Here is a 26,862-nt window from a genome sequence, read left to right on the forward strand (position 1 = left end):
CCCCCGTCTTGGGGTTTCCCTAAGTGGAGCAAGCGGCGTGAAAACTACAGGTGTTTGATTGTCTAGAGTGAAGGTAATTTTACGACATTAGACTCTGATTTTGAACTAAGCAAAACTGCCGTTAACCCAATTTTCCCACATGTAGAATCGGTAACAATTAGGTGAGCAGCTTAATAAGCAGTGAGGGCGAACCTTATCTCCATTATTGTAGATTTAGAGCGCACTTCCAAAAAATACTTCTAGATATCGAGTTGGGTAATCAGTATAGCATTGCAGGTAAGACTACCCAGATAAGTTAGCACTAGCCAAAAATTTCGTCAAAAAAGAGCTACTGCTACAATTGGAACACGAGACAAAGCAAGAATATCACTTTAAAAGGGACTGGGGATTGGGGATTAGGATTAAAATAATTCGTAATTCGTAATTCGTAATTCGTAATTACGTTTTGGGAGCGGGGATTTAGACCCCGACACAAAATGTGCTGCCTATAGAGGCAGGGGACTTAAAGCCCCAAAGTTTGTTAAAATAATTCTTTCCCAGTACCCAGTCCCCAGCGATGCACTGAGCAAGTCGAAAGTGTCCCCAGTCCCAACAGATTTAAATTGGTAGCAGTATTATGTTGGCTCAATTCCAGAGCTTGTATCCCCAAGGCAGTCTGATTTCTGAATTAGTGCAAATTTTTCAAGGAAAATATATTGTCCGGGCAAGCGTGCAAATAGAAGGCGTAACCCGTGCTACGGGTATGGCAGCAGCAGAAACAGTAGAAGTAGCAGAAGACCAAGCCAGAACCAGGGCGCTGATAGTTTTGGGTATTACAAATGCGCCAGAGCAATCAGTGGCATTTAGCTCAAATTCAATTCCCCCAGCGCAGCTAAACCCTTCCTTGAATACCAAAGGTGGATTAGAAGAGTCTGCTGGCTATTCCTCTGCAAAAGATGAGGATTTTGTTAGTAGTCAGTGGCCAGTGGTTAACGACAAAGAAATATCGATACCGCCTTCTAAAGTACGGAACATAAAACCAGAAGTAATAACAAATAATAATGAACAGTACGGGTACAGCAATGCTGCGTCCCTACCAAGCGATACCTATAGCCAGGATTTAGGTCACAACTTTCCTGTGACTACCAACCGGGAGCTAGAATTTGATCCTCCAGTGGAAAACTTAGAAATAACCTTTGATAATCAGGTGGAAAATCAAACCTTTCCAGCAATTTCTGCCAATAATGTCACACCATTTACACCTCGGAGTTACAGCGCTCAAGAGGATGTCGCCACCCTGTCAGTCACAGGAAAGAGAAAGAAGAAAGCTGAACCGGTGGATTTATCGGATGTAATTGCTAAAACAGATGTCGAACTTCAGCGTTTGGGCTGGACACCAGAACAGGGGCGGGAACATTTGATAGAAACTTATGGTAAACGGGGGCGTACTTTGCTAAGTGAAGAACAATTACACGGATTCCTCAAATACCTCCAATCTCAGCCAGACCCAATAGCGGGATTTTGATTAGTCATTAGTCATTTGTCATTAGTCATTTGTCATTTGTCATTTGTCATTTGTAAGGACTAATGACTGATAACGTAGGCTATTGAAACAGTAAGGAAGCTATGGAACAATACCTTGGGTTAAGGCCAAAAACCTTAAGTTGTGTAAGTTGGGTTGAGGAACGAAACCCAACAAAGCAATTTTTCACAAAGCCGAGCGTATTGAGCTATGGAACCTGTAGATTTTTCTGAAGTAATTGCTCAAATAGATGTCGAAATGCAGCAATTAAGCTGGACAAGAGAACAGGAACGGGAGCATCTGGAAAACTACTATGAGAAGCGATCGCATACTTTGCTCACAGAAGTAGAATTATTAGGCTTCCTTCAATACCTTGTATCTCAACCGACACCAACATTACACGAAATTATGATTGCCAAAATTAATGTTGAAATGCAGCGATTAGACTGGACAACAGACCAGGGACAGGAACATCTGGAAAACTACTATGAGAAGCGATCGCTTACTTTACTTACAGAATTTGAATTACTACATTTCCTCCAATACCTTGCATCTCAATCGGCATCACCAACATTATACGAAATTATGATTGCTAAAATTAATGTTGAAATGCATCGATTAGGCTGGACAAGAGAAGAGGAAAGGGAACATCTTAAAAAAAACTATGATAAGCGATCGCGTACTTTACTGATAGAATTTGAATTATTAGACTTCTTCCAATACCTTGTATCTCTACCTACAGTAGAATCCCCCACTGATTTTGATACGGAATATGAAGAGTTTCAAGATTTCTCTACATACTCAGAAGAATCAGACAATGTAATTACTAGAATATCTTCTGAGGATTTATCTCAGATATTGGATAAAACCGATGTCCAAATGCAGCGTTTAGGGTTGACACCTGAACAGGGACGGGAGTATCTGATTAAAACTTATGGTAAGCGATCGCGTACTTTGCTGACGGATGATGAATTGCACGAATTCTTCCAATATCTCCAATCTCAGCCAAGTCCACCAGACCAACTTTGATGGATGAATAAGTTCGCAGTAAGGACTAAAGTCCTTGATTTGAGCGCTAAAGCGCTCACTACGAACCTAGCAAACTTGACTTGACAGACCACTAGCAGGATTTTAGTTAGTCATTTGTCCAAATCGGTATTAAGTACCTGAGCAGACCACCCCTTCCAAAAATAACCCCTCTTCACGTTATAAAGAGGGGTTATTTTTGCGGTTTAAGGAAATTAAAAGTGGTAAATCACCATTTACCAATCATGACTATTAATTAAGAACAGCAACTGCTGGACGGCTACCAGCAGCATGACGATCAATCACTTGGTCAATCAAGCCATATTCTCTGGCTTCCTCTGGTGACATGAAAAAGTCACGTTCAGTATCTTCAGCAATCCGCTCAATTGGTTGACCTGTATGTTCAGCTAAATAGTCGTTTAGCCGCCGTTTGTGGTACAGAATCTCCCGCGCCTGAATTTCAATATCAGTCGCCTGTCCTTGAGCGCCGCCTAAAGGTTGATGAATCATAATCCGAGAATGGGGTAGACTCATCCGCTTACCCTTAGCACCAGCACTGAGAAGGAAAGCGCCCATACTCGCCGCCAATCCGGTACAAATAGTACAGACATCAGGGCGAATGTGTTTCATAGTGTCAAAAATGCCCATACCAGCCGTCACCGAACCACCGGGAGAATTGATGTACATATAAATGTCTTTCTCCGAGTCTTCGGCATCCAAATACAGCAGTTGGGCAACAATCAAGTTAGCAATGTTGTTGTCAACTTGTTGTCCCAAAAAGATGATGCGCTCACGCAACAGCCGTGAGTAGATGTCAAAGGCGCGTTCGCCTCGACCCGATTGTTCAATAACGATAGGAATCATGGAAGCGTGTTTGTGGCTACTTTAAATACATTTTATCGGTGACAGCACGAAACTGGGGTTTATCTCTACTGTTGGCAAGCAGATAACTTAAACCTTTATCCTTTTCCCTTGCCCAAAAAGAGGACAAAAGATGATTTTGCGATAAATTCAACCCCCAAAGGCACTTTTTAACCGCAAAAGGCGTCTAAAAGAATATCCCATGAAGAACAAATCAAAAAACTCTAATCATCGCCAACCTCATATCTCGGCATTTGCTAGACAACTTTGGCGATGTGGTGATTAGACCGAGAACCAAAATCAGACTTGCTTAGGGAATTATGTTAATCCTGTAACAATTTCAACATTTTTTTAGGATTTACCTCGGCAAATATCAAATTATTTTTGTTACATTCAGTAAGTCTATACAACTAAATGTATTTAGAATAACTAGTCATATTTGAAATGCTATCCATCCAGAGAGACGTGCCATGTTGGAAAAACTTGTACAAGCTGCCATCATCACCTTCTTGCTCCATCTGATAGCAATACTTAGCCCAAATACTTTAATTCAGTCAAAGACAGCATCACCTGTGCGAGAAGCGCCACCAAATATTGTTAGCTTAGTATTGCGATCTTTTCAGTAAGAATTTTTCATAAATTGCATAAGTCTTACTCAAGGGATAATTCGCTCGTAGTATTTCTTGCTTATCTACATAGCCGTCTGGGCTAAGACTCCTGGGAACAGGATAGACTGAGCAAGGAAGGCAACTATTTGCATTTGATCATGACTAATCGCCTTGCTGAAGCTAAAAGCCTCTATCTCCGCAAACACGCCGAAAACCCGATTGATTGGTGGTCTTGGTGTGACGAAGCACTTGCAACTGCAAGGGCGCAAAATAAACCGATTTTTCTCTCCATTGGTTACTCTAGTTGCCATTGGTGTACAGTCATGGAAGGCGAGGCTTTTTCTGATATTGCGATCGCCGACTACATGAATGCTAATTATCTTCCCATTAAAGTAGACAGGGAAGAAAGACCTGACCTCGATAGCATCTATATGCAAGCTTTGCAGATGATGAGTGGTCAAGGGGGTTGGCCTTTAAACGTATTTCTTTCCCCAGAAGATTTAGTCCCGTTTTACGCTGGTACTTATTTCCCTGTAGACCCGCGTTATGGTCGTCCGGGATTTTTGCAGGTGTTGCAAGCCCTTCGCCGTTATTACGATACAGAAAAAGCAGAATTACAGCAACGCAAAGCCTTAATTATTGAGTCGCTGCTCACCTCTGCGGTGTTGCAAGATGGTACAACAGATGAGCTTGAAGATGAAGACCATGAATTACTCCGCCAAGGTTGGGAAACCAGCACAGCTGTAATTACTCCTAGTGAATCTGGTAACAGCTTTCCGATGATTCCCTATGCAAAATTAGCACTGCGGGGAACTCGATTTAATTTTGAATCTCGCTATGATGGCAAGCAAGTTTGTACCCAACGGGGATTAGACTTAGCGCTGGGAGGCATTTACGATCATGTGGGCGGTGGCTTTCATCGCTATACTGTTGACGCTACTTGGACAGTACCCCACTTTGAAAAAATGCTCTACGACAATGGGCAGATTGTGGAGTATATAGCTTCTTTATGGAGTGCAGGAGTAGAAGAAGCAGCCTTTGAAAGAGCAGTTGCTGGTACGGTACAATGGCTGAAGCGGGAAATGACCGCGCCTGAAGGTTACTTCTATGCTGCTCAAGATGCCGACAGCTTCACCCAACCCACAGAGGTAGAACCAGAAGAAGGGACTTTTTACGTCTGGAGTTACAGCGAACTACAACAACTGTTAACACCTGAAGAATTAAGGGAATTAGAACAGTTTACGGTGACACCTAACGGCAACTTTGAAGGGCGTAATGTCTTGCAAAGACGCTATTCTGGGCAACTGAGTGCAACGCTGGAAACCGCTCTGAGCAAGCTGTTTACCGCTCGCTATGGCATTAGCTCTGAGTCTTTAGAAACTTTTCCTCCGGCTCGTAACAACCAGGAAGCAAAAACCACTAACTGGCCAGGTCGCATTCCCTCTGTGACGGATACGAAGATGATTGTCGCTTGGAATAGCTTGATGATTTCTGGACTAGCTAAAGCTGCTGGGGTTTTCCAAGAACCGTTATATCTGGAATTAGCAGCACGAGCAGCGAATTTTATTTTGGAAAATCAGTTTGTCGATGGACGTTTCCACCGACTCAACTATCAAGGAGAACCAAGCGTTTTAGCGCAGTCTGAAGATTACGCCTTTTTTATTAAAGCTCTCTTGGATTTACAAGCTTCCAACCCTGAGCATAAGCTGTGGTTAGAAAAAGCGATCGCTATCCAAGATGAATTCAACGAATTTCTCTGGAGTGGAGAGTTAGGTGGTTACTATAACACATCAAGTGATTCTAGTCAAAATTTAATTGTGCGGGAGCGCAGTTACGTTGATAATGCTACACCATCAGCTAATGGAATTGCGATCGCTAATCTTGTGCGTCTCGCCTTACTCACCGATAATCTAGATTATTTGGATTTAGCGGAACTTGGTTTGAAAGCTTTTAGAAGTGTAATGCATCGCGCTCCTCAAGCAAGTCCTAGTTTATTTACAGCGTTGGATTGGTATCGTAACTCTACCTTGATTCGCAGCACCACTGAGCAGATTAATGCTTTGATCCCCAAGTTTTTACCAACGGCTGTGTTTAACGTAACATCTGATTTACCAGAGGGAAGCGTTGGGTTAGTTTGTCAAGGTTTGAAGTGTCTTGCACCAGCAGAGAGTGTAGAGCATTTATTGCAGCAAGTCCAGAAAAGTCAAAATAGAGGATGATTTTTAAACGCAGAGGGACGCTGAGGAAAGCGCAGAGGTACGCTGAGTTTTTTTAAGAGAATTCGCTACGAACTTACAAAATTCTGCACTTAGTCCCCAGAACTCAATTTGATGTATAACTATGAAGAGCCGAAGCGAATTAACAGCGATTGTGTTAGCTGGAGGTAAGAGTTCTCGGATGGGTCAAGATAAAGCCTTGATTCCCATTCAAGGAGTGCCGTTGTTACAGCGAGTTTGTGCGATCGCTCAAAGCTGTGCAGATAGTATTTATATAGTCACTCCCTGGCCAGAATGCTATCAAGATTTGCTTTTGCCTGGTTGTGAGTTTATCCGAGAAGTGCCTTTATCTGGAGAATCGCTAGCCCACGGGCCTTTAGTTGGGTTTGCCCAAGGGCTAGCCGAAGTGCAAACAGAATGGGTGCTGTTGCTAGCTTGCGATTTGCCGAGGTTGCGGGTTGAGGTGTTGCAAGATTGGGTAACTAGACTTGATAGCGTGGGGGATAATGCGATCGCAGCTTTAGCTCATCATCCCAAAGGTTGGGAACCTCTGTGTGGTTTCTATCGCCGTCGCTGTTTGCTACAACTTTTAGAGTTTATCAACCAAGGGGGGCGATCGTTTCAGCAGTGGCTGCGGCAATATCCTGTAGAAGTTTTGCCTTTAGCAGAACCCGAAATGCTATTTAACTGTAATACACCAGAGGACTTGGCTAAGAGTTAAGCCTTAACTCAAGCGTATTAGAGTATATATTGTGCAATTCTCTTCTTACCGACTGCGACAAAATTTGCGATCGTTATCACTCTCAGGATATTGCCAAGAATAGGCAAAATGGCTAACTCCCTTCAGTTGGGGGGCGTATTGGCGAAGTGCGTCCATTTGCGCTTCTAGGGATGGACGATTACTAATCGATTCTCCCCATTTGCCTGCTAAAGCTGGGATAATCTGCGTACCCGGTTTTGCCATACTCAAAACTCGTTGCACTTGTGTCACAATACAACTGACATTACCGCAATTCCCATAAGCCATAGGATGCCACTGCAATGTAGTGGGGAATCGATCCCAAGGTTGCAAACGGGAATCATACCCTTGTCCTACAGTTTGGTTGCCATCAGGGAAAAACACCACTCCTGTGGGAATACTTTGCTGCTTTGCTGGATAACTGGCTATGGTGACAAAATCTAAAATTCCTTGCATGGCGTGGGCAACAGCAAGCTGCCATAATTCCCATTGTAAAAGCGGCTGTCTATCGGTTGCAGGCAGAATTGATTTTTGGGCTGGTGGAGGAATGCGTCCTTGCCACAGGGGTTCGCCTTCTTGGGGATAAAGGTTATCAACTTCCGCTATATCTCCAGCGCCGACGAATCCCTTACTCAAAAAGCGCCGAATCAATTCCAGCCCTTTGTAATTTAATGCTCGTTTAAATAAAGCTTCTTGGGTTGCGGGACTAAATAGCCATAAATCTGAAACTTTGGTGGCGATGGAATCACTTCCTGCTTGTCGGGGATAGCGCACATAGTCTAATAACAACCCATCTGGGCGACGGCGCAAAATTTCTTTTACTAATTGGAAGTAGTCGCGTTTTGCTTGCAAGTTGTAGGGGTCGATAAATACTTGAGAGCCGTTATCTACTACATATAGACTCGTTTGACCTTTGCCATTACGAGCGATCGCACTTTCTCTATCAGGGCGCTGGGCGTAAGTATAGCCGAAATTGGTCGTAAACATCCAGGCGTAAACCTTTAAACCGCGTTGCCGACCTTTTTTAATTGCTGTGGCGAGTAAATCGGCGTTTTCTGCTCCTGGGGTGCGAATTACAGAAGGCCAAACCGTCGGGTTAGTTTTTGCTGGCAATAATGCCTGTCCGTCGTAAAATACTTCTAAATAAACTTGGTTGTAGCCACGGTTGACAATCCGATCCATAATCTGATCAACTATTCCTGGCTGAATGTCACAGGGATACAAGCGCAACCAAATCGCTTGGATTTGCGGCCAAGTCCGCGTGCGGCACTCCTGTAATTGCTGTGCCTGTTCTTGTAGTATGTTTTGATAGCGGGTTTGGCCATCTGGTTTGCCTTTGAGGGCTGACAAACGTAAGTTTTCTTTTTCTTGTGCCGCCGTTGATGATAATTGACAATACTGGGTTAATTGCGCCCTTGCTGGTTCACTTCCCAAGCTGGAGAGCAACGAACTACTAGTGAAAACAATAGCGAATAGACGCCGCCAAAATAATGTTGATCTTGCAACGTTCAAGGGATGGTTAGACATATCTAGCAGTAGATGGACACAATAATCATCGACCCCAATTCCGATAATCGTGGGTTTAATGTATTAAATTATACATTTAAATAACAGGAATTTTAAAACCTATTTTTTAAGACTATTAAAAGCTTATTTGTGTTGCTGCATTTTTTGATAAAGACATAAACATATATATGGCAGTATAAAACATCTGAATATACACCAACCTTAGTCTGTTATTGGGTAGTACCTTAGTTAGTGAAAATCATCTTATTCCATTCTTACCCCAAAAGGAATTTTAATATGCATCGTCGTTGGCTGTTATCTGCTTTAGCACTTTTGATAAGTATCTTTTTAGCTGCTTGCACGACTGCAACCACTCAGCAGCCACTAACAAAAATCACAAACCCTACTGAGACGACAAACACAAATTCTCAGCAATTATCAAAAGGATCGGCAAAAAGAGTTGTTGCTCTTTCTTCTCTTTCTGCTGACATTATCTCTCGACTCGATCAAACCAAAATTGTTGGCATCACTGGTAGTAAATTATTTAAGAATGACTCAAGATTTAAGGATATTCCCCGTGTTAGTGAAGGGCAAAGCCCGCCAAATTTAGAAAAAGTGATAACACTCAAACCAGATTTAGTTATTGGTGCAGAAGGTTTTTCTAATATCCCAATTCAAAAACTTCAGCAGCTAGGAATTCCGACTTTTATCACTAAGGTGAATAACTGGGAATCTCTGGAAGAACTTACTAAAACACTTGCTAAATCAATTGACGCCGATCCTCAGCCTTTGTTAAATCGTTACAAAACTTTCTTGCCAGAAAAGCCAACTCAAGGTTTTTCTACTCTAGCGCTGGTTAGTCGTCAACCAATTTTAGCGCCGAATAAAAATAGTTGGGCAGGGGATTTACTGGCGAAATTTCAGGCGAAAAATATAGCAGCAGATTTACAAGGGAAAAGCCCTATTGGTGGCTATGTGACGCTTTCGGCTGAGAAAGTTTTAGAAGCAAATCCAGAGGTGATAATTTTGGTTAATCCCCCACAAGGCAATTCGGAAGCAGCGCTTTTAGATTCGTTGAAAAAGGAAGCTTTTTGGCAACAATTGCAAGCAACTAAAAATAACCGAATTTATGTGTTTGATTATTATGGGCTGGTGAATCCCGGTAGTATAGATGCAATTGAAAAGGCTTGTCAGCAGCTTAAGCAAGCGTTGTTTGTAGCGCAAGGTACTTAGCTCAATAATGGGAGAATGTCGCAGTATTGGGATTAGTTGTGTGTACACCGTAGCCCCGCGAGCGAGGAGGGGACTATGATGTACCTTGTATGATTAGGAAATGCTATAAAACCCTGATAAAACGGGCTTTTCAGTCTCAATATGTTTTCAGAAATCAAATCGGATTGCTATATTTACAATGTTGTTGAAGAAGAGATACAGCTAATTCAAAACTATTAGGTTGAGTTTGTACTGCATAGGCTTCTCTTTCTAAATCTTGTCGTTTAACATCGGTATAGCGTCTAAAAAATGGTCTAGCATAATTGCTTGGTTGAATGTCTAAGCCTAAAGTTTTTATTTTTCCTTTTCCGGCACATACCTGCGCTGCATGAACAGTTTCATGGATTAGTGTTTGAGTCCCAATATGTAACTCAAACACTACGGGATTAATCCAAATTTTTTTGTCAGCTTCTCTTAGTAACCCATAAGCTCCTCGCTTTGGTGGTAATGCAATGATTACCTGAAACCCTTTTTTTTCTAATTGATTTTTTAAATCTAAAAATTTGGCTTCTGGATTAGGTATTTGAGAAAGCAACAGTAAGGAATTTAATATAAAAATTTTACTCATTGCCTAATCCGCTCTAGGGCAGCTTTGATTACTTTGTGTTGGTGACAAGTGGCGATCGCTAAGGCCATTCCCAGTCATAGTATAGACTGGGAACAAGGCAACTGACTGTGCTTTTAATCTTTTGTAGAACTAAGTGGTTTTTGACCAAAGGGGATATTTTTTTTCCCTTCAGGAGAAGCACTTCCAAGGCTGCGGAAATACAGTCCTCCAATGGTGAGTAAAAACGTCACATATCCGACTGCTTGCACAAGATAGAGATTGTCTCTATAACCAAATAAAGATTTGAGGATAATGCCAGGAAATTGTTCGTCAGGCAAGATTGTGGAAGTATTGGAAACCATTGGCCCCAAAATACAGGAGTGGACTTTTGTAAAGCGTTCGTAATATAAACAAAGGCCTTCTGTGGCGCGACTGCTAAGGGCAAGGTTACCTACTGCTTCGTCAAAATGTTTCAAGCCTGAAACTACCAACCCAGCGACAATTAACACTAATAAAACGCCCATTACCTGGAAAAACTGGCGGATGTTAATTTTGACACCCCATTTAAATAGCAGCACCCCAATGGCAGATGCGGCTACCAAACCACCAATAGCACCCAAGGCTGGCATTAATCCCTGTTGAAAATTAGCTGCAACGAACAGAACAGTTTCAAAGCCTTCGCGGACAACGGCAATTAAAATTAAACTAAAAACACCCCAACCAGCATTTGAGTTTTGTGTCAGCGTTTGTGTAACTGCTCCCTCAACTGTAGCTTTCATGAATCTGGCTTGTTTAGTCATCCAGATTAGCATCCAACTGAGCATTGCGATCGCTAACACACTAAACACACCCTCTAACGCTGGTTCAACTACGGTGGTGTATTGAGGATTCGCTGCTCCTAGTATTTGAATTACCCAACTGAATAGTACGCCTATTAAGGCACTGACGACAATACCAACGCCGACACCAGCATATACCCAAGAGTTGAGTCGAGATTGTTTAGCTTTTTTCAGCAAAGCTAGCACAATACCAACAACAAGGGCAGCTTCTACTCCTTCTCGGAGCGTTATTACAAAAGTAGGTAGAGCAGTACTAAAATCCATCTTTTATCCTTTGTCCTTTGTCTTTTGTCATTAGTCCTTAGCCAATAACTAATAAACATTTCCAGAAATTAAATATGCGTTATCCAGAACACTTGTAGAGACGTAGCACTGCTACGTCTCTACATTAATAACTATGAACCAAAATCGCGTAGCATCTTTTTCAGTTCGAGATTATGCATCTCTTCTTGTCCAATCATACCGCGAGCGAATTCTTCAAGGTAAATGCTGGCATTGGTAACAGTATCGAGCAGATTTTTATACAGATCCAATGCCTTTTTTTCGTGGGATAAGCTTTCTTCTAAGATATCCTTGACTTTATGCTGATAGGTTTCTTCCATTGGGGCAATTTTCAGGGAGGGATGCCCATCTAAACCGGTGAGAATTTCTCCCACTTGTTCAGCATGAAGTAAAGATTCAGTTGCCTGTGCTTTGAAAAAAGCCACAATTGGAATACGGTTAGGGCCAGTCACCATCAAAGAATAATGTGTATAGCGCACTACCCCTGCTAATTCAAATTCCATGATGGCGTTCAGCAGGTCAATGGTCTTTTTATGGTCAAGTTCTTGCATCAGTTGTTAGTTCAAGTAACGAATGGAGTGTAATTAGTTAGGAGTTATAAGTGAGGAGTTGGAAGTTAGGAGTTAACAGTTCGGGATTCATAACTCATAATTCATAACTCTTAACTCATAACTATCTAACTATTTTAAACTCCTTACCATATACTTCCCATTAAAAGAAAGTGTTATCGCTGTGCTTGGGTATTGGATTTGTCAACCACTTTTTGAGAGTTTTCTTCAATGGTTTTCACTAGCTTGGTAACATCACTAGGTGTTTTGACTGCTTTTGCTGGTGGGATGGGAGCAGGCCAAACTTTTATGAGTTCAGCGAAACTAGTATCGATCGCTTTGTGTGCTTCGGGATCTGTTTGAGCTACTTGACTAGAAATTCCTTTGTATAATTCATTGGCGTAAAAGACAAAACCACGGGAGTCTTGATACTCAATTGGCGCGGTTATTTTATTATTTGCGATCGCAGCGCCATATTCTGAGTTGGCTGAATCTAGCAATTCGTTAATTACCTTTAGCACAAATCCTGGTTTTGAGCGTTGAGATTCTGGCAATGCTGCGATCGCAGAATCAACTGCTTGCACTGAAGAAGTAAAATTAGTTTTAACTTTGCTATCCTTCGGGTTAGATTTCACTAAGTCTTGCAAACTTACCAATGTTGTCTTAAATTCTTTGACTTTGCGCTCATTCAACTGGTCTTCTACACCAACATAAATCTCTTCAACTGGATGTCCAATATGAGGTTCTGCCTGTTTTGGCTGATTCTGATCCAGCAGTTCTCGTGCTACTAAAAGATGCCCTTTCATTAAGCCTAATTTAGACATGTAGTCAACATCTTTTGCCTCACCCGTAAGTGCCACTTCTTGAACACCAACCTGGTCTTTAATTTGGTCGAACTGTTCTTGAGTAATGACTTTTTTAGTAACTAAATCTTCTGGGCTACCATAGGGACGATTTGCCTGGATTTTGTTCGATAAAGCCGGAACGCCTAGTTTGGCTTCAAATTTATCTAAATCTGACAATATAGCACTGTTAATGTTAATTTTTTCTTTGCCACCGTGACTACTATGACTGTTATTACTTACTGCCTCTGTAGCTGGACTAGCAACTGGTGCTGATGGATTTTCTGCGGTTGGTGTACTACTACATGAACTCAAGGTAACTATTACTGCTGCTGCTGCTGCTAAACACATATAACGAAGTTTTATCATCTTTGCTCCTCACACAACTAAAAATGTATTAATTGAAATATTTCAAACTATTACTAGAAAGTAGTTTGTTTGACACATTGTCATAGATTTTACTTTCTCACATAATGAGATTTTTTATCAACTATTTATCTAAAATTTTGATAAATTAATTAAAAGTTCCTAATAATATTGTCAGGAATTGTTAACAGAATTTTGAGAGCTAGTATCAGCAAGTACTTCAAATTGACCCATGCAACCGTTTTCTGCGATCGCATCTTGATGCGGATGGAACATATACTTACCTGGATAGCGAAAAGCAAATTCTAAGATGTGCCTTTCTGCGACACCCATCGTAATCACATCAGCTTTCTCGCTAGGAGTCATACTCATGCCGTAGCGATAGACATCAAAGAAGTTGGCGTGGAGGTGAAACGTCACCGCCGGATCGTATTCAATAATGTTAAGGACATACAGCCGAATCAACTGATCTTTGTAAATGCGAATCGGATTGTGCATGTAATAGTGCGGCAGACCGTTGAAGGCGTAATAATCATTATGGCTATCATCATTCACGTCATACCCACCCATCACTAGTACCATCTCATCAGCCGGGGGACGGGGAGTAGGTGGATCGATGATAAACATCCCATAGAGTCCCTTGGCGATGTGGCGGGTGACTGGTTCAATATGGCAGTGGTACAAGTGAACGCCATAAGGTTCAGCATCAAATTCGTAAATTGTGGCACTACCATTGCTGATTGGGCGAACACCATCCATTTCTGCCGGATGAACGCCATGAAAATGTAAAGAGTGAGAATGTCCCGCGTTGTTGAGAAATACTACCCGGATGCGATCGCCCTGTTTTGCCCGTAGCGTTGGCCCTGGTATGCGACCGTTTAAATCCCAGATGTTGTAAGAGACAGCACTATTGAGTTGAATGATGGAAGTACCGGCAGTTAACTGAAATTCCCGGATAGTCCGCCCATTTTCTTGCTTTACCGTCCCATAATCAAAATCCCTTAACATCCTCATCGGGTTCGTAACGTCGTCTGGTACTTGAATATCGAATGCTGGCACTTTGACAATTGACTTACTTTGGAGATTTAGCATCTGCCAAAGTCCAGCTGCACCAGTCACTCCAGCACATGCTAGTCCCAGCTGCAATAATTGACGGCGGCTCCAAGGTTTTCCGTTACCTAGAGCAAAGTTGTTGGGCATGACATTTAGTTACGGTTAGCACCAAAAAAGAATTGCAAAAGATTTGCAATTGCTTCTAAATATTAGAGGAATTAGTAATTATTGTCAATAATTTTATAGCGCTTCAAAACTGCTACTGAAGTTATTAAATTTAGAGAAAGGAAGAATTTTTCCTGAAAACTTTAGTTTAATTTACTTAAATATTACAGCATTTATACAGTGAGTTCTGTATAAATAATCTTCAAAGGCAACTAACTGTTTCATGCCTATTCCTGATATGCTTGTTGCCTTAGCAATACCTGAAGGACAAACAATCAGGATCAGAGGATATTTTATTAGAAGTAAGTTTTTGTCATGCTGAATGCAGCAAAATGTAGGATTTGTAAGGTATAAATTGTGTCTAAAATTACCCTTAAGTCAAAACGCGCATCACTCATCCTGATAGGGATTCTGAGCTTTTATTTAGTTGTTGGAGCATCTGCACCAGCTTATGCTATGCACATTATGGAAGGTTACTTACCAGGAAATTGGGCGCTTTTTTGGTGGATAGTAGCGTTACCATTTTTTGTTTTAGGATTGCGATCGCTAACTCGCATCACCCAAGCCAACCCGGAACTAAAATTACTCTTAGCGTTGGCGGGAGCTTTTACTTTTGTGTTGTCGGCGTTAAAAATGCCTTCAGTCACGGGTAGTTGTTCCCATCCTACAGGTACTGGCTTAGGAGCAGTACTATTTGGCCCGTTAGCGATGTCGGTGTTGGGGGGTTTAGTTCTGTTATTTCAAGCGCTGCTACTAGCTCATGGGGGTTTGACGACATTGGGAGCAAATGCGTTTTCAATGGCGATCGCAGGCCCTTTTGCCGCCTACTGGATATATCATTTGACGATGCGCCTAACTGGTAAGCAAAAAATAGCGATCTTTTTAGCCGCAGCCATAGCAGATTTGCTCACATACATTATTACTTCTATCCAACTCGCCTTGGCTTTTCCCGCCCCAGTTGGTGGGTTTATTGCTTCATTCATTAAATTTGCCGGTATTTTTGCAATTACTCAGGTTCCTCTAGCAATTAGTGAAGGATTCCTGACTGTGCTGGTATGGAATTGGCTACAATCTTATACGCCGCAAGAACTGGAATTTTTGAAATTAATCCAACGGGAACCTCAACACAATGAAACAGTCTAAAAAGGGATTGAGTAACTGGCTTTTAGTAGTAGCAGTGATCGCTTTAGCAGTTGTACCCTTAATATTTGTCCGTGGTGGTAAATTTACAGGTTCAGACGATCAAGCCCAAAAAGCAATTAGTGAAGTACACCCAGGATATCAACGCTGGTTTAAACCCCTATTTCAACCCCCTAGTAGTGAAATAGAAAGTTTGTTATTTTCTTCACAAGCGGCTTTGGGGGCTGGAGTTATTGGTTATGTCATTGGTTTATATAAGGGACGTTCTCAGCAGCAAAGGAATAAGGAATGAGTCTGCAAATAGATACCCTTGCTTATACGAATCGATTGCGGTGGTTAGCACCAGAGCAGAAATTACTGTTTGCGATCGCACTGCTAATCATCGCTGCTTTTACTCATCCCTTAGTTCAAGTTTTGATTGCAGTTTGGATGAGTACTTGGACAATTATCTATGCAAGGATTCCTAGCAAAATTTATTTTAAACTAGTGTATGTTGCTAGTTTTTTTTGGTTGACAAGTTTACCAGCTTTAATTATCAATGGCGTAGATATTTCTCAATTACATTTAGTGCAAAATGACTCAGTAACAGGATTGTATATTGGCTCATATTATCTGTATATTAGTGTTCACGGTCTTCAGCAGGGATTGACAATTTTAACACGAGCGATCGCCTCTCTTTCCTGCTTATACTTCATCATGTTAACTATCCCCTTTACCGAGCTTTTACAAGTCCTGCGTCGCGTGGGTTTTCCTGTGTTGCTAACCGACCTATTATTACTAATGTACCGCTTTATTTTCGTCTTATTAAACACAGCCTCTGAATTATGGACTGCTCAACAATCTCGCGGTGGCTACTGCACTTTTAGGATTGGCATGAAAAGTTTAGCTATGTTAATTGGACAATTACTCAAACGAACCCTAGAAAACTATCGTCAAGTCTCTTTGACTTTAGCATCACGGGGCTTCAATGGAGAATTTAAAGTTTGGCATCCTCATCGCTACCATATATCCAAGCGATATGCTATCGAAGCAATTTTAGGATGTCTGTCATTAATCGCCTTGGATTGGTACGATCATGCAACAATTTTTACTCGAATTTGAGCAATTACATTACACTTATCCTGGCGCACAACAATTAGCTTTGAATGGTTTAAATCTGCGGATTCCTTTTAACAAAAGATGTGCGTTAATCGGGCAAAATGGTTGTGGCAAAACTACATTATTTTTATTAGCTAACGGTCTATATAAACCTCGTCAAGGTAAAGTGTATTGGCAAGGAAAACCTCTGCAATATGACCGTCAATCACTGATAAAATTACGGCAACAAGTAGGGCTAGTTTTTCAAGATCCAGAGCAACAACTGGTAGCTTCTACTGTTGAAGAAGATATTTCTTACGGCTTGTGTAATTTAGAATTGCCAACAGGAGAAATTAAACAGCGAGTTGAGCAAGCCTTAATAGAATTTGGACTTACTGAATTAGCTCAAAGACCAGTGCATCATCTTAGCTTAGGACAAAAAAAGCGAGTTTCTATAGCTGATGTCATGGTGCTAAAACCAGAACTATTATTGTTAGATGAACCAACAGCTTATTTAGATAAGTTGCATACTCGTAACTTAATGACAACTCTAAAAAAGATTCATGCAGATGGTACAACTATACTCATGGCAACCCATGACCTTGATTTAGTTTATCGTTGGGCAGACTGGATATTTGTAATGGATCAGGGACAACTTATAATGGAGGGAAAACCGCAAGATGTGTTTACCCAACGCGAAGTTCTCGAAGACTTACAGCTAGGAGTGCCATTGATATATGAGATGCTATTTGCTGAGGTATCACCCGAAGAAGAACCACTTTTAGAACGTTTGCGGCAAAGGATATTTAACTTATTCCGTTATTTATAGCGAGTAAATTTATTCAAGATGAGAATCCAAAGCCAAATTACTGTAATCGATTTGGTAGTAAGGACTTTAGTCCTTATACCAATTCTGTATGAAGATGCGCTAAACCATATTTAAGTACAAGAAAGAAAAACGAACCGCAAAGTCCGCAAAGAACACAAAGAAAAAAAGAAGAAGTTAAGAGGGTTTGGCGCAGCCTCACAAAGAAATGGTATTACTACAAACCTTTAATTATTTACGCCGTTTTACTTATGTTTATATTTTTGCCTCTTATTTCCTTAACTACTATTTTTTTGTTAATTAATAAAAAACGTACCGATTGGCGTGAGTCGCTGATATTAGCAATTACTTACTGGGGAATTTTACTCACTGCAATCACCGAATTTTTAAGTCTTTTTAAATTAATTACTTTTGGCTGGATATTAGTAACTTGGGGATTAATATGTATCACATTAATTTATATATACTTTCGGCTAAATCAGCAAATAATACCGAATCCAGAACAAATAAATTCTTCTAAAATAAAAAAAGATATTAAAGTAAATTTTTTGTTATATGGCATAGGTTTCGTTGTAGCGACAGTTGGATTAATTGCCATCATCGCACCCCCCAATAACTGGGATTCTATGGACTATCATATGAGTCGTGTTGCTCATTGGATACAAAATCATAGCATTGCTCATTATCCAACAAGTTATACTCCACAGTTATATCAAAACCCTTGGTCAGAGTTCGTGATTTTGCATTTTCAGATTTTAAGTGGTGGTGACTACTTCGCTAACTTAGTTCAATGGTTTAGTATGATTGGCTGTATTATTGGAGTGTCATTAATTGCCAAACAACTTGGAGCAGATTTACGAGGTCAAGTTTTATCTGCGGTTGTAACTGCAACAATTCCTATGGGAATATTGCAAGCTTCAAGCACTCAAAATGATTATGTAGTTGCATTTTGGTTAGTTTCTCTTGCTTACTACTTACTATCAACTATCCAAGCAGCAAAAAGCGATATTTGGACGAATTCATTTAATATTGGTAGTAGCACAGGATTAGCCCTTTTGAGCAAGGGAACTGCTTATTTTTATGTATTTCCCTTCTTAATTTGGTTTGCTTTTTACCTGGTTAAACGCTTACGGTGGCAAGCATGGAAGCCTGCTTTGATAGTAGTAAGTATATCTTTATTGCTTAATATTAGTCACTATTTACGCAATTATAATTTATTTGCTTCGCCACTTGGTGAAGCGAGTGGCTATCGTAATGAAATATTCGGTGTTAATATACTCATTTCTAATATTTTGAGAAATATTGCTTTACATATAGGAACACCGATTGGTTTCTGGAATGGAAAAGCGAACAGATTAATTCAACTTATACATATATTCATCGGTGTAGATTATAACGATCCTCGGATAACTTTTTCCCAGACATTCTTTGTACCAGGAGGTTGGCCAACAATTGGGATAAGTGGTAATGAAAATAGTGCTGGTAATTTATTACATATAGCACTGATATTGATATGTATGATTATTTTTCTGAATCGAAAATCCCTCCGAAAAGAAAGTTATATTTTTACTTATCTCATTGCTACCGTGTCTACATTTTTGATATTTTGCTACTTGGTAAAATGGCAAGCCTGGAATAGTCGTCTGCATTTACCTTTTTTTGTCCTATTTTCTCCATTTGTAGGTATTGTGTTATCTAAGCTGAAAAAGCAGAAAATCGCCATTGTTATAGTAACACTTATGCTAATCTCATCATTGCCGTGGGTGTTTTTTAACAGATACAGACCTATTATTGATAGCAACAATATATTCCAAACTCCCAGAATTGAGCAGTATTTTAGTAATAGACCATTCCTCAAAGGTACTTACACAGGAGCGGTTGAGTTTTTAAATTCCAAAAAATGCTCGAATATTGGGCTATCAATGGGAAACGACCCTTGGGAATACCCTTTATGGGTACTTTTGCAGCAAAATAATCAAAAATTATTTAAAATTCAACATATTAATGTTACTAATATTTCCGCAAGATTAGAAACAGAGGCTTCCTATCAAGGTTTTGAGCCTTGTGGAATTATTTCAATGGAAACTAAAAAAAGTAAACAAAAGAAATCTCAAGAAATTAATTTTAAAGATAAAACTTATGTCCGATCTTGGGATTCTCCAGAACTTGGTATATTTATTAAGTAGAGTTTTATTATTTACAATATCCTCAAATTAAGATTTACTCAGAAGTTAAGAAAGTAATGCTGACAAAAATTGCTGTTGAAAAAATTCTTGAGCGTGCCTTAATGGGATACGACTTATCTCTCGAAGAGGGAGTGGTATTGTTACAACAAACTGACGAAGAGGCGATCGCAGCGATACGTGATACATCCAATACACTCCGCCACACTCAAGCAGGCGATACGGTTACATACATAATTAATCGTAATATTAATTTTACTAATATTTGTGAGCAGCACTGTAGTTTTTGTGCTTTCCGTCGAGATGATGGTGATGCAGGTGCATACTGGTTAGATTCGGCGCAAATTTTAGAAAAAGCGACAGATGCAGTGCAACGGGGTGCGACGGAAATCTGTATGCAGGGGGGATTAAATCCACAAGCGCAGATAAATGGTAAATCTTTGCCCTATTATCTCAAGGTCGTGGAAACCATCAAACAGGAATTTCCCCACATAGATCTCCATGCTTTCTCTCCGCAAGAAGTAGAATTTATCGCCAGACTTGATGGACTTGAATATGCTGATGTAATTGCTGCTTTGCGCGATGCTGGTGTTGGCTCAATGCCAGGAACAGCAGCCGAAGTGTTAGACGATGAAGTTAGGCGGATACTGTGTCCAGAGAAGATTGACACAGCCACTTGGCTAGAAATTGTTAGCACCGCTCACAAATTAGGCTTACATACCACCAGCACCATGTTATCTGGGCATATTGAAACCCACGAACAGCAAATTGGGCATTTAGAAAAATTGCGATCGCTCCAACAAACCGCCATCAATCAGGAATATCCAGCAAGGATCACAGAGTTTATTTTATTACCCTTCGTTGGGCAAGAAGCGCCCAAACCCTTACGTCGCCGTGTCGGACGCGATCAACCAGTTTTGAGTGATGCACTCCTACTAGGCGCTGTGGCACGGATTTACTTAGGTAATTGGATTCCTAACCATCAGCAAAGTTGGGTAAAACTGGGGCTTGCTGGTGCAACGGAAGCTTTAGTTTGGGGTTGCAACGATATCGGCGGCACATTGATGGAGGAGCATATTACCACAATGGCGGGTGCTTTGGGTGGTACATGTATGGAAGTGGAAACTTTGGAAAATGCGATCGCTTCTTTAGGAAGACCTTACCAACAACGCAATACTCTTTATCAAAAAGTTAAGAGTTACTCTTAACTCTTATCTCTGTGTTCTCTGCGCCTCTGCGGTTTAAAAGTAATTTATTTCACCATATTAGGCGCAGAAAAAAACAGACTTTACAACTCAGCTAGTCTTCAACCCTTAACTTAGTTCCAACCATCTATGAGTTGCTTGCATCGTCTCCATAGAGAAACAGTTAACATCAAGCCCATAAAAGATAACAAGCCAAGATTCGTATTTGGCTCTGGAACTGCACGGGTATCAGAAATTTCTAACCCAGGAAGTTTTTTAGTACCTTCCTTCACAGCACCCTCTAATAACTCAGGATCTAACCCCAATACATCTAGAGCCGTAACAGCAACTTGAGTTGTTTTTACCGTCTGCGTTTGAATTGTCCCTTTGAGTCCAGAAGCTAAAATCCCACTAGCAGCAATTAATCCAACATGGGTATCGTCATCCGAAAAACCTCCATGTTCAGCCCTTTTTGTACTATCTGAAATTACATATCCAGGGTTCAATTTAATAATTAAATCTGGTGTACGGTCATCTGACAACGGATTGCCAAAACCTGCTTGTTGTAGGGCATCACCAGATAACACCTCATTAATTGCCGGATTATTCAGATTCTTTAAAAGAGTTGTCGCAGTATCAGCTTGGCTTTGATCTGCAAGCCAAAATAAGCCAACATCATCTTGTGTTGCTTGATTTACAGTAATCCCAGCTTTTTTTAAGACATCTGTAAATGTGTTTTCAGAAATCAGAGTAGCCGTTCCCTCACGGGGATTTTGACCATGTTTTGCTGTCAATACTACTAATGTTGAATCAAACAAATTTCGTTGCTTCAAGGCATTAACTATGTTACCGATACTAGCGTCTGTATGCTGTAAAGCATCAACAAAACCTGGTGAAGGTGTTCCATCAGCAGCAATCCCACCATCGTTACTAGCATCTTTCTGAGCGACACTGAGAGCTTGAAAGTTCATGCCAAAAATAGCAGGAGTTCCCGGATTAGTGATGCCTTGAGAATCTTTACCAGCTATTTGGTTTAAAAGCGCATTTACTTTTAAGTCATCATAAGCCTCTGTAAAACTAGTGCTTTTAGTTGTGGTTTTAAATGTGAGATTACTAGGATTTTTGGCTGTTGATTTATCGACTAACTTGCCATTTTCCAAAGCTACTTTCGCATTTATTTCTGGAGCATAAAAGTCATCAACTCCCTTGCCTGAAGGCCCATTAGCAAGGTCATAGGCAGGATGTTTGTCAATAAATGCGGTGTGTAACCCGGCATCGTGGGCTACCTCAAAAATTGTATTGACATTCAGGTAGTTATGAGGATAAATAGGTTTTCCCGTGCTGTCTACAGGCAACTTACTTGAATCAATACTACCTTTCCCAAAATCACCTCCTCCACTAAGAAGACTAGGGTTTTTATCAATGCTTTCATCAAACAGAACTTCAGTACCAGCAGGACTCCCTAGTTTACTTAATAATAAGCGACTATATGAATTGTCATAATAAACCCCTGTAGTTTTTGGGCTTGCTCCTGTTAAGTAGTTCAATTCACCAGGAAAGGAATCCGACGGTATGCTGCTAAAGGCATTCGTGTAAGTAACACCATCTGCTTGCAAATTCTTAATATTCGATAAATAAGGTTGAAGCAAAGGATCAGCAATATCAGCATCATGTAGTCCATCTACTGATAAAAGCAACACATGTTGATAAAGGCTGGCTGCTGTTGCTGCTGAGTTATTAAATTGTAAAAATGTCTGCCCTGCTAAAATAGTTGTGCTGAAAATCACTGTTTTTAAAACAGTAGGTAGATGAAAAGTGCTAAATCGAGTCATTTTATTTATTTCCTTTCATTGATAAAGTAACCTATGCATTGTTCTAGACTTGTGGTTATTAACGTTGTAAATTAACAGAAATTAATAGTTAAATAACCGAAAATAACTCACCTAAAACAATACAAAATTTTGTCGAGAAGACTTACTTGCAAAGGTATTTGCTTACTAAATTACACAAGCTTAAATTCCTCTAAGTAAGTGCCCGCAAATAATCATCACTGGCTCGTACTTGCGCTTTAGCAAATACAGCGTAACTACGAGCCAAATACAGAGATTTTACTTTTCGTTACATAATTTGGTTTTATCTTGCCTACCTACTTATTTCTCATTATTCCTATCAAAGTATTTAATTTAGGAATTGGTCATTTAAGGAATCAGCTTGATTGCTATGACATATTTTGAGCATTTATAGGAACATTAATCAAGTTGAATTAAGTTCAGGTTAAGAATATATGATAAAAATTTTAAGATTAACCTTGTAGGTAAGATAATCCTGATTCGGTATTAGCAAGCCCTAATAATTTAAAGGTGGAGCATTATGAGAATTTTGATAGTTGAAGATGACGATCGCATTGCTAAACCATTGGCCGAATTTTTAAGACGACAACACCATATTGTGGATATAACAACCGATGGTTTTGCAGCCTGGGAATGGTCACAGTCAGGATTATATGAGCTAATTTTATTAGATTTAATGCTTCCTAAATTAGATGGAATTACTTTATGTAAGCGTTTACGCGCTACTTCATCTAATGTTTTGATTTTAATGCTGACAGCACGAGATACAACAGACGATAAAATTATCGGACTCGATGCTGGTGCTGATGATTACTTGGTTAAGCCATTTGAACTAAAAGAATTAGCAGCACGCATCAGGGCTTTAGCTCGAAGAACTCCAGAAATTCGTCCCCAGATTTTAATCCACGGTGATTTGCAACTAGACCCAGCAATTCAACAGGTTACTTATGCAGGAAATATCATATCATTAACTCCTAAAGAATATATGATATTAGAATATTTTTTGAGAAATCCCAATCAAGTTGTCACTCGTTCTGCAATTCTTGACAAACTGTGGGACTTTGATAAATCTTCGGGAGAAGGAAGTATTAAAACTCATATTACAAATTTGCGGAATAAACTTAAAGCCTCTGGAAGTTCAGAAGACTTGATTGAAAATATTTATGGCATTGGTTATCGTTTAGGACAAAATTAAAGTAACTAAAAAAATATTAATTTTAGATATAATTTATCTAATTAATTAACTAGATAGCGAAAATAATGTGTTTCAAAGAATCAGATATCGTTTATTGTTATCTTATTTAGTGGTGTTTGCATCGCTGCTAGGACTATTTGCGATCGCAGTCCGATTTGCTTTCACTCGCAGTCTGAGCGAACAAATAACAGATAAACTCATAGGCATAGGCAAAGTTGCGGCTGCAAATGTAGAGCTTGAAAAAGGTCGCCTAACAGTTGAAACTGACTTTCGTCCCCAAGACTTAATTGCTTATCATCAAGGATTACAGTGGTTTGATACTCAAGGTAATTTAATTACTCAACAAGGAAAAACCGTTTTAACTTTACCTTTTTTACCAAGCAAAATGGTACAAATTCAGACAGGTAAAGTTCCTATCCAAGTAGTGACTGTTCCAATTATTACTAGTGAGAATGGTGAGCTAGTTGGGTATGTAAGGGTGAGCCAATCTTTAGAAGAATTTGATGAAACTCTGCAAAAACTGGACTGGGTATTAGGCGGTGGAATTATTATAACTTTGGTTTTTAGTGGTATTGGCGGAATTTTGCTAACTCGTCAAGCAATGCAACCCATTGAAGAGAGCTTTCAAAAACTCAAACAGTTTACTGCTGATGCTTCCCATGAACTACGCAGTCCGTTAATGGCGATCAAAATTAATGCTGAGTTACCGCTAGAATATCCAGAAGAAATAGGGCCAAAAGATGCAGAAAAGTTTCAAGCGATCGCCAGTGCTACTAACCAGATGACTCGCCTCACAGAAGACTTATTATTGTTAGCACGCACCGATAAAGTCCCGACTCAGAATAGGGAAAGTATCAATTTAACCTCAATATTAGAGAAGCTAATACAACTGTATAAACCTCAAGCTGAAGCCAAACAAATTAACTTGAAATTTCAATTAATTGCTAATCTTCAGCTAATAGGTGATTCAGTTCAATTAACGCGACTGTTTACTAATTTAGTTGAAAATGCCCTCTATTATACACCATCGGGAGGTATAGTTGAAATTAAAACTAGTCGCGTCGGTTCCCAGCTTTATGTCAACGTGCAAGATACAGGCTTGGGAATTGCACCAGAGCATATTGACAAGGTTTTTGAGCGTTTTTGGCGAACAGATCAGTCTCGTTCTTATTGGTCAGGTGGTTCTGGTTTAGGGCTAGCGATCGCTCAAGCTATTGCTCAAAATCATGGTGGATTAATTAGTGTTACGAGTCAATTAGGAGTTGGTAGTTGTTTTACTGTGCGTTTACCAACTTCTTGACAATGTGATTTTAAGTTCCCTACTTACCATCATCATTGGTTTCGCGATCGCCATCACTAGTTTCTTTAACTTGAATACTACTCTTGGGACGAGTTGCTTCATTCTTCTCATCTTGTTGATTGGCATTTTCAACATAGAGAACTTTGCCGTTACCAGCATCTACTGTAACTTCTTGCTGACCAATTTCTACAGCATAAATTAAGTTGCCATCTTCATTTTCGAGTTTGACACTTTTTGCCTTACCTCCCACAGATGCTTCAACTGCTTGCTGTGCTTGTTCTGCTGTAATTTTAGCTAGCGGTTGCAGTTTTGCCGCTTCTTGTGCATCGTCGTTGGTTTCACCATCCCCATCACTGGCTTCAGCAACTTTGGTAACACTATGATGTTGACGTGCAATTGCTACAAAAGATTGTGGTTGTTTTGCAGACACAACTTTCGACAATCCAGCAAGTCCCAAAGTACCAACAAAAGCTGCTACCAAAATAATTTTTGTTTGAGTTTTCATACTTGTAAAATTCCTCAAAGTCTGGGTTTGTATTTTCACAGTAAGTAATAAAAGTCCAGAAATAGTCAAGATTAGTTTAAGTTCAATAAATTTAATATCAAATAGGGAAATTAATTTTTAAGTAGAGATTTCAGCTATTTTTAGTGCCTCTATTCGGATAAAATTCCGTTTTCAATCAAATCTTGACTATTTCTTGACTTTTGCTGTGTAAAGTACAATCACTCAGTGATTTATGAGAATACAGCTAACTTTAAGATGTGATGTAATCTCACTTCTACGAAAAAATCAAGAAGGAGAAAGATCATGAAAAAGATGTTAAACAGGGTTCCAGAGGTTACAATTTACTTCTGGATTATTAAGGTTCTGGCAACCACAGTAGGTGAAACCGCAGCAGATTTTCTGTCAGCAACATTGAACCTTGGTTTAGGCATTACATCCTACATTATGAGCGCCGTGTTACTGATTGCGCTGTTGAACCAGTTTAAGGTTAAACGCTATGTTCCAGCAAGTTTCTGGTTTGTAGTCGTTTTGATAAGTATCGTTGGCACACTGATCACTGATAGATTAGTAGACGAACTTGGAGTTAGTTTGGTGACAACTACTATAATTTTTAGTGTTTCCTTGTTGGTAGTTTTTGCCCTCTGGTATTCAAACGAAAAAACATTAGCCATGCACTCCATTAATACAGCTAAAAGAGAGCTTTTTTATTGGGTGGCTGTTTTGTTTACGTTTGCATTAGGCACTGCAACAGGAGACCTCTTAGCAGAGTCTTTGCGACTGGGTTATGCACAATCAGCACTGATATTTGGCGCTTCAATTGCAATTATAGCGATAGGTTATTATTACTTCCGAATGAATGCAGTTTTGGCATTCTGGTTAGCTTACATCTTGACTCGTCCGCTTGGTGCATCTATGGGTGATTTACTATCCCAATCTGCTACAAATGGTGGTTTTGGTTTTGGTACTATCGGAACCAGTATACTTTTTCTTTCTATAATCGTGAGTTTGGTTATTTACTTAAGTCTTAAGCAGAAGAAACCAGCCTTACTGCCGATTGACCGACAAGACTGATTAGGGACTTCCAAGAAATAAATTATTCCAATAAACGAACCAGTCCAGACACAGAGAACGCAGAGAGAAGAAATAGAGAGAGTTTTTGCGTCAGTTTTGGAACATTTTTTTATTTGGAAGTCCCTTAGCGTCTAGTTAATTTAATATTATGAGTGTTAAA

General features: G+C 39.9%; 24 protein-coding genes. 15 read left to right on the plus strand and 9 right to left on the minus strand.

Annotation, left to right across the window (positions count from 1 at the left end; all coding sequences use genetic code 11):
- The first annotated feature begins 616 nt into the window (after positions 1-616).
- Both V7K32_RS09285 and V7K32_RS09290 read left to right on the plus strand, forming a co-directional pair.
- The gene (locus tag V7K32_RS09285; RefSeq protein WP_334992377.1) at positions 617-1,504 is read left to right on the plus strand and encodes a hypothetical protein; all 888 of its coding nucleotides are present in this window, start codon (positions 617-619) and stop codon (positions 1,502-1,504) included.
- Between the two features lie 207 nt (positions 1,505-1,711).
- Positions 1,712-2,530 (plus strand): hypothetical protein, encoded by an 819-nt coding sequence (locus V7K32_RS09290; RefSeq protein ID WP_334992378.1) that lies wholly within the window; start codon positions 1,712-1,714, stop codon positions 2,528-2,530.
- Positions 2,531-2,779: 249 nt separating this feature from the next.
- Here the strand turns inward: V7K32_RS09290 and clpP are convergent, their stop codons facing one another.
- Positions 2,780-3,391: an ATP-dependent Clp endopeptidase proteolytic subunit ClpP gene (clpP, locus tag V7K32_RS09295; RefSeq protein WP_196517036.1), complete on the minus strand. Its 612-nt coding sequence runs from the start codon at positions 3,389-3,391 to the stop codon at positions 2,780-2,782.
- Between the two features lie 467 nt (positions 3,392-3,858).
- On the opposite strand from clpP, the gene V7K32_RS09300 reads away from it, so the two are divergent.
- From V7K32_RS09300 to V7K32_RS09310, 3 genes are all read left to right on the plus strand, one after another.
- On the plus strand, positions 3,859-4,014 hold the full coding sequence (locus tag V7K32_RS09300; RefSeq protein WP_334992380.1) for a hypothetical protein: 156 nt from the start codon (positions 3,859-3,861) through the stop codon (positions 4,012-4,014).
- 140 nt (positions 4,015-4,154) lie between these two features.
- The gene (locus tag V7K32_RS09305; protein WP_334992382.1) at positions 4,155-6,215 is read left to right on the plus strand and encodes a thioredoxin domain-containing protein; all 2,061 of its coding nucleotides are present in this window, start codon (positions 4,155-4,157) and stop codon (positions 6,213-6,215) included.
- Between the two features lie 121 nt (positions 6,216-6,336).
- Positions 6,337-6,933, plus strand: a complete 597-nt coding sequence (locus V7K32_RS09310) for a molybdenum cofactor guanylyltransferase (protein WP_334992384.1) — start codon at positions 6,337-6,339, stop codon at positions 6,931-6,933.
- A gap of 45 nt (positions 6,934-6,978) precedes the next feature.
- Here V7K32_RS09310 and V7K32_RS09315 read toward each other — a convergent pair whose 3' ends face one another.
- Positions 6,979-8,478 (minus strand): family 10 glycosylhydrolase, encoded by a 1,500-nt coding sequence (locus tag V7K32_RS09315; protein ID WP_334992386.1) that lies wholly within the window; start codon positions 8,476-8,478, stop codon positions 6,979-6,981.
- A gap of 276 nt (positions 8,479-8,754) precedes the next feature.
- Between V7K32_RS09315 and V7K32_RS09320 the strand changes: the two genes are divergently transcribed.
- On the plus strand, positions 8,755-9,690 hold the full coding sequence (locus V7K32_RS09320) for an ABC transporter substrate-binding protein (protein ID WP_334992388.1): 936 nt from the start codon (positions 8,755-8,757) through the stop codon (positions 9,688-9,690).
- A gap of 154 nt (positions 9,691-9,844) precedes the next feature.
- Here the strand turns inward: V7K32_RS09320 and V7K32_RS09325 are convergent, their stop codons facing one another.
- The 5 genes from V7K32_RS09325 to V7K32_RS09345 form a co-directional block, all read right to left on the minus strand.
- Positions 9,845-10,297 carry a hypothetical protein gene (locus tag V7K32_RS09325; protein WP_334992390.1) on the minus strand — a complete coding sequence of 151 codons (453 nt, stop codon included), beginning with the start codon at positions 10,295-10,297 and terminating at the stop codon, positions 9,845-9,847.
- 113 nt (positions 10,298-10,410) lie between these two features.
- Positions 10,411-11,379, minus strand: a complete 969-nt coding sequence (locus V7K32_RS09330; RefSeq protein WP_334992392.1) for an FTR1 family iron permease — start codon at positions 11,377-11,379, stop codon at positions 10,411-10,413.
- Between the two features lie 131 nt (positions 11,380-11,510).
- Positions 11,511-11,948, minus strand: coding sequence for a ferritin-like domain-containing protein (locus V7K32_RS09335; RefSeq protein WP_334992394.1), 438 nt, complete (start codon positions 11,946-11,948; stop codon positions 11,511-11,513).
- A gap of 173 nt (positions 11,949-12,121) precedes the next feature.
- The gene (locus V7K32_RS09340; RefSeq protein WP_334992396.1) at positions 12,122-13,156 is read right to left on the minus strand and encodes a helix-hairpin-helix domain-containing protein; all 1,035 of its coding nucleotides are present in this window, start codon (positions 13,154-13,156) and stop codon (positions 12,122-12,124) included.
- Between the two features lie 171 nt (positions 13,157-13,327).
- On the minus strand, positions 13,328-14,353 hold the full coding sequence (locus tag V7K32_RS09345) for a multicopper oxidase domain-containing protein (RefSeq protein WP_334992398.1): 1,026 nt from the start codon (positions 14,351-14,353) through the stop codon (positions 13,328-13,330).
- Between the two features lie 474 nt (positions 14,354-14,827).
- On the opposite strand from V7K32_RS09345, the gene V7K32_RS09350 reads away from it, so the two are divergent.
- The 6 genes from V7K32_RS09350 (at position 14,828) to cofH (ending at position 20,805) form a co-directional block, all read left to right on the plus strand.
- Positions 14,828-15,514, plus strand: a complete 687-nt coding sequence (locus V7K32_RS09350; protein ID WP_334992476.1) for an energy-coupling factor ABC transporter permease — start codon at positions 14,828-14,830, stop codon at positions 15,512-15,514.
- Positions 15,501-15,803, plus strand: a complete 303-nt coding sequence (locus V7K32_RS09355; RefSeq protein WP_334992399.1) for an energy-coupling factor ABC transporter substrate-binding protein — start codon at positions 15,501-15,503, stop codon at positions 15,801-15,803. Before V7K32_RS09350 ends, V7K32_RS09355 begins: the two co-directional genes overlap by 14 nt.
- On the plus strand, positions 15,800-16,612 hold the full coding sequence (gene cbiQ / locus V7K32_RS09360; protein ID WP_334992401.1) for a cobalt ECF transporter T component CbiQ: 813 nt from the start codon (positions 15,800-15,802) through the stop codon (positions 16,610-16,612). The genes V7K32_RS09355 and cbiQ overlap by 4 nt, the downstream gene beginning before the upstream one ends.
- Positions 16,587-17,417 (plus strand): energy-coupling factor ABC transporter ATP-binding protein, encoded by an 831-nt coding sequence (locus V7K32_RS09365; RefSeq protein WP_334992403.1) that lies wholly within the window; start codon positions 16,587-16,589, stop codon positions 17,415-17,417. Before cbiQ ends, V7K32_RS09365 begins: the two co-directional genes overlap by 26 nt.
- A 248-nt stretch (positions 17,418-17,665) precedes the next feature.
- Positions 17,666-19,600: an ArnT family glycosyltransferase gene (locus tag V7K32_RS09370; RefSeq protein WP_334992405.1), complete on the plus strand. Its 1,935-nt coding sequence runs from the start codon at positions 17,666-17,668 to the stop codon at positions 19,598-19,600.
- A gap of 56 nt (positions 19,601-19,656) precedes the next feature.
- Positions 19,657-20,805, plus strand: a complete 1,149-nt coding sequence (gene cofH, locus V7K32_RS09375; RefSeq protein WP_334992407.1) for a 7,8-didemethyl-8-hydroxy-5-deazariboflavin synthase subunit CofH — start codon at positions 19,657-19,659, stop codon at positions 20,803-20,805.
- A 110-nt stretch (positions 20,806-20,915) separates the two neighbouring features.
- Here cofH and V7K32_RS09380 read toward each other — a convergent pair whose 3' ends face one another.
- Positions 20,916-22,613 (minus strand): alkaline phosphatase family protein, encoded by a 1,698-nt coding sequence (locus V7K32_RS09380; protein WP_334992409.1) that lies wholly within the window; start codon positions 22,611-22,613, stop codon positions 20,916-20,918.
- A 538-nt stretch (positions 22,614-23,151) separates the two neighbouring features.
- On the opposite strand from V7K32_RS09380, the gene V7K32_RS09385 reads away from it, so the two are divergent.
- Together V7K32_RS09385 and V7K32_RS09390 are read left to right on the plus strand one after the other, a co-directional pair.
- On the plus strand, positions 23,152-23,826 hold the full coding sequence (locus V7K32_RS09385) for a response regulator transcription factor (RefSeq protein WP_334992411.1): 675 nt from the start codon (positions 23,152-23,154) through the stop codon (positions 23,824-23,826).
- Positions 23,827-23,893: 67 nt separating this feature from the next.
- The gene (locus tag V7K32_RS09390; protein ID WP_334992413.1) at positions 23,894-25,126 is read left to right on the plus strand and encodes a sensor histidine kinase; all 1,233 of its coding nucleotides are present in this window, start codon (positions 23,894-23,896) and stop codon (positions 25,124-25,126) included.
- A 19-nt stretch (positions 25,127-25,145) separates the two neighbouring features.
- Here V7K32_RS09390 and V7K32_RS09395 read toward each other — a convergent pair whose 3' ends face one another.
- Complete coding sequence (locus V7K32_RS09395) at positions 25,146-25,631, minus strand: PepSY domain-containing protein (RefSeq protein ID WP_334992415.1); 486 nt, start codon at positions 25,629-25,631, stop codon at positions 25,146-25,148.
- 303 nt (positions 25,632-25,934) lie between these two features.
- Here V7K32_RS09395 and V7K32_RS09400 point away from each other — a divergent pair, with 303 nt between their 5' ends.
- A complete protein-coding gene (locus V7K32_RS09400; RefSeq protein WP_334992417.1) occupies positions 25,935-26,702 on the plus strand; it encodes a COG4705 family protein in 768 nt (255 codons plus the stop codon).
- Positions 26,703-26,862 lie beyond the last annotated feature (160 nt).

It is taken from the genome of Nostoc sp., assembly GCF_036917635.1.
In the GTDB taxonomy this organism is placed as follows: Bacteria; Cyanobacteriota; Cyanobacteriia; order Cyanobacteriales; family Nostocaceae; genus Nostoc.

Excerpts from the sequence above, each read along its gene's own strand:
- V7K32_RS09285 (WP_334992377.1), top strand. The coding sequence starts at position 617 with ATGTTGGCTCAATTCCAGAGCTTGTATCCCCAAGGCAGTCTGATTTCT.
- V7K32_RS09290 (WP_334992378.1), top strand. The coding sequence starts at position 1,712 with ATGGAACCTGTAGATTTTTCTGAAGTAATTGCTCAAATAGATGTCGAA.
- clpP (WP_196517036.1), bottom strand. The coding sequence starts at position 3,391 with ATGATTCCTATCGTTATTGAACAATCGGGTCGAGGCGAACGCGCCTTT.
- V7K32_RS09300 (WP_334992380.1), top strand. The coding sequence starts at position 3,859 with ATGTTGGAAAAACTTGTACAAGCTGCCATCATCACCTTCTTGCTCCAT.
- V7K32_RS09305 (WP_334992382.1), top strand. The coding sequence starts at position 4,155 with ATGACTAATCGCCTTGCTGAAGCTAAAAGCCTCTATCTCCGCAAACAC.
- V7K32_RS09310 (WP_334992384.1), top strand. The coding sequence starts at position 6,337 with ATGAAGAGCCGAAGCGAATTAACAGCGATTGTGTTAGCTGGAGGTAAG.
- V7K32_RS09315 (WP_334992386.1), bottom strand. The coding sequence starts at position 8,478 with ATGTCTAACCATCCCTTGAACGTTGCAAGATCAACATTATTTTGGCGG.
- V7K32_RS09320 (WP_334992388.1), top strand. The coding sequence starts at position 8,755 with ATGCATCGTCGTTGGCTGTTATCTGCTTTAGCACTTTTGATAAGTATC.
- V7K32_RS09325 (WP_334992390.1), bottom strand. The coding sequence starts at position 10,297 with ATGAGTAAAATTTTTATATTAAATTCCTTACTGTTGCTTTCTCAAATA.
- V7K32_RS09330 (WP_334992392.1), bottom strand. The coding sequence starts at position 11,379 with ATGGATTTTAGTACTGCTCTACCTACTTTTGTAATAACGCTCCGAGAA.
- V7K32_RS09335 (WP_334992394.1), bottom strand. The coding sequence starts at position 11,948 with ATGCAAGAACTTGACCATAAAAAGACCATTGACCTGCTGAACGCCATC.
- V7K32_RS09340 (WP_334992396.1), bottom strand. The coding sequence starts at position 13,156 with ATGATAAAACTTCGTTATATGTGTTTAGCAGCAGCAGCAGCAGTAATA.
- V7K32_RS09345 (WP_334992398.1), bottom strand. The coding sequence starts at position 14,353 with ATGCCCAACAACTTTGCTCTAGGTAACGGAAAACCTTGGAGCCGCCGT.
- V7K32_RS09350 (WP_334992476.1), top strand. The coding sequence starts at position 14,828 with ATGCACATTATGGAAGGTTACTTACCAGGAAATTGGGCGCTTTTTTGG.
- V7K32_RS09355 (WP_334992399.1), top strand. The coding sequence starts at position 15,501 with ATGAAACAGTCTAAAAAGGGATTGAGTAACTGGCTTTTAGTAGTAGCA.
- cbiQ (WP_334992401.1), top strand. The coding sequence starts at position 15,800 with ATGAGTCTGCAAATAGATACCCTTGCTTATACGAATCGATTGCGGTGG.
- V7K32_RS09365 (WP_334992403.1), top strand. The coding sequence starts at position 16,587 with ATGCAACAATTTTTACTCGAATTTGAGCAATTACATTACACTTATCCT.
- V7K32_RS09370 (WP_334992405.1), top strand. The coding sequence starts at position 17,666 with ATGTTTATATTTTTGCCTCTTATTTCCTTAACTACTATTTTTTTGTTA.
- cofH (WP_334992407.1), top strand. The coding sequence starts at position 19,657 with ATGCTGACAAAAATTGCTGTTGAAAAAATTCTTGAGCGTGCCTTAATG.
- V7K32_RS09380 (WP_334992409.1), bottom strand. The coding sequence starts at position 22,613 with ATGACTCGATTTAGCACTTTTCATCTACCTACTGTTTTAAAAACAGTG.
- V7K32_RS09385 (WP_334992411.1), top strand. The coding sequence starts at position 23,152 with ATGAGAATTTTGATAGTTGAAGATGACGATCGCATTGCTAAACCATTG.
- V7K32_RS09395 (WP_334992415.1), bottom strand. The coding sequence starts at position 25,631 with ATGAAAACTCAAACAAAAATTATTTTGGTAGCAGCTTTTGTTGGTACT.
- V7K32_RS09400 (WP_334992417.1), top strand. The coding sequence starts at position 25,935 with ATGAAAAAGATGTTAAACAGGGTTCCAGAGGTTACAATTTACTTCTGG.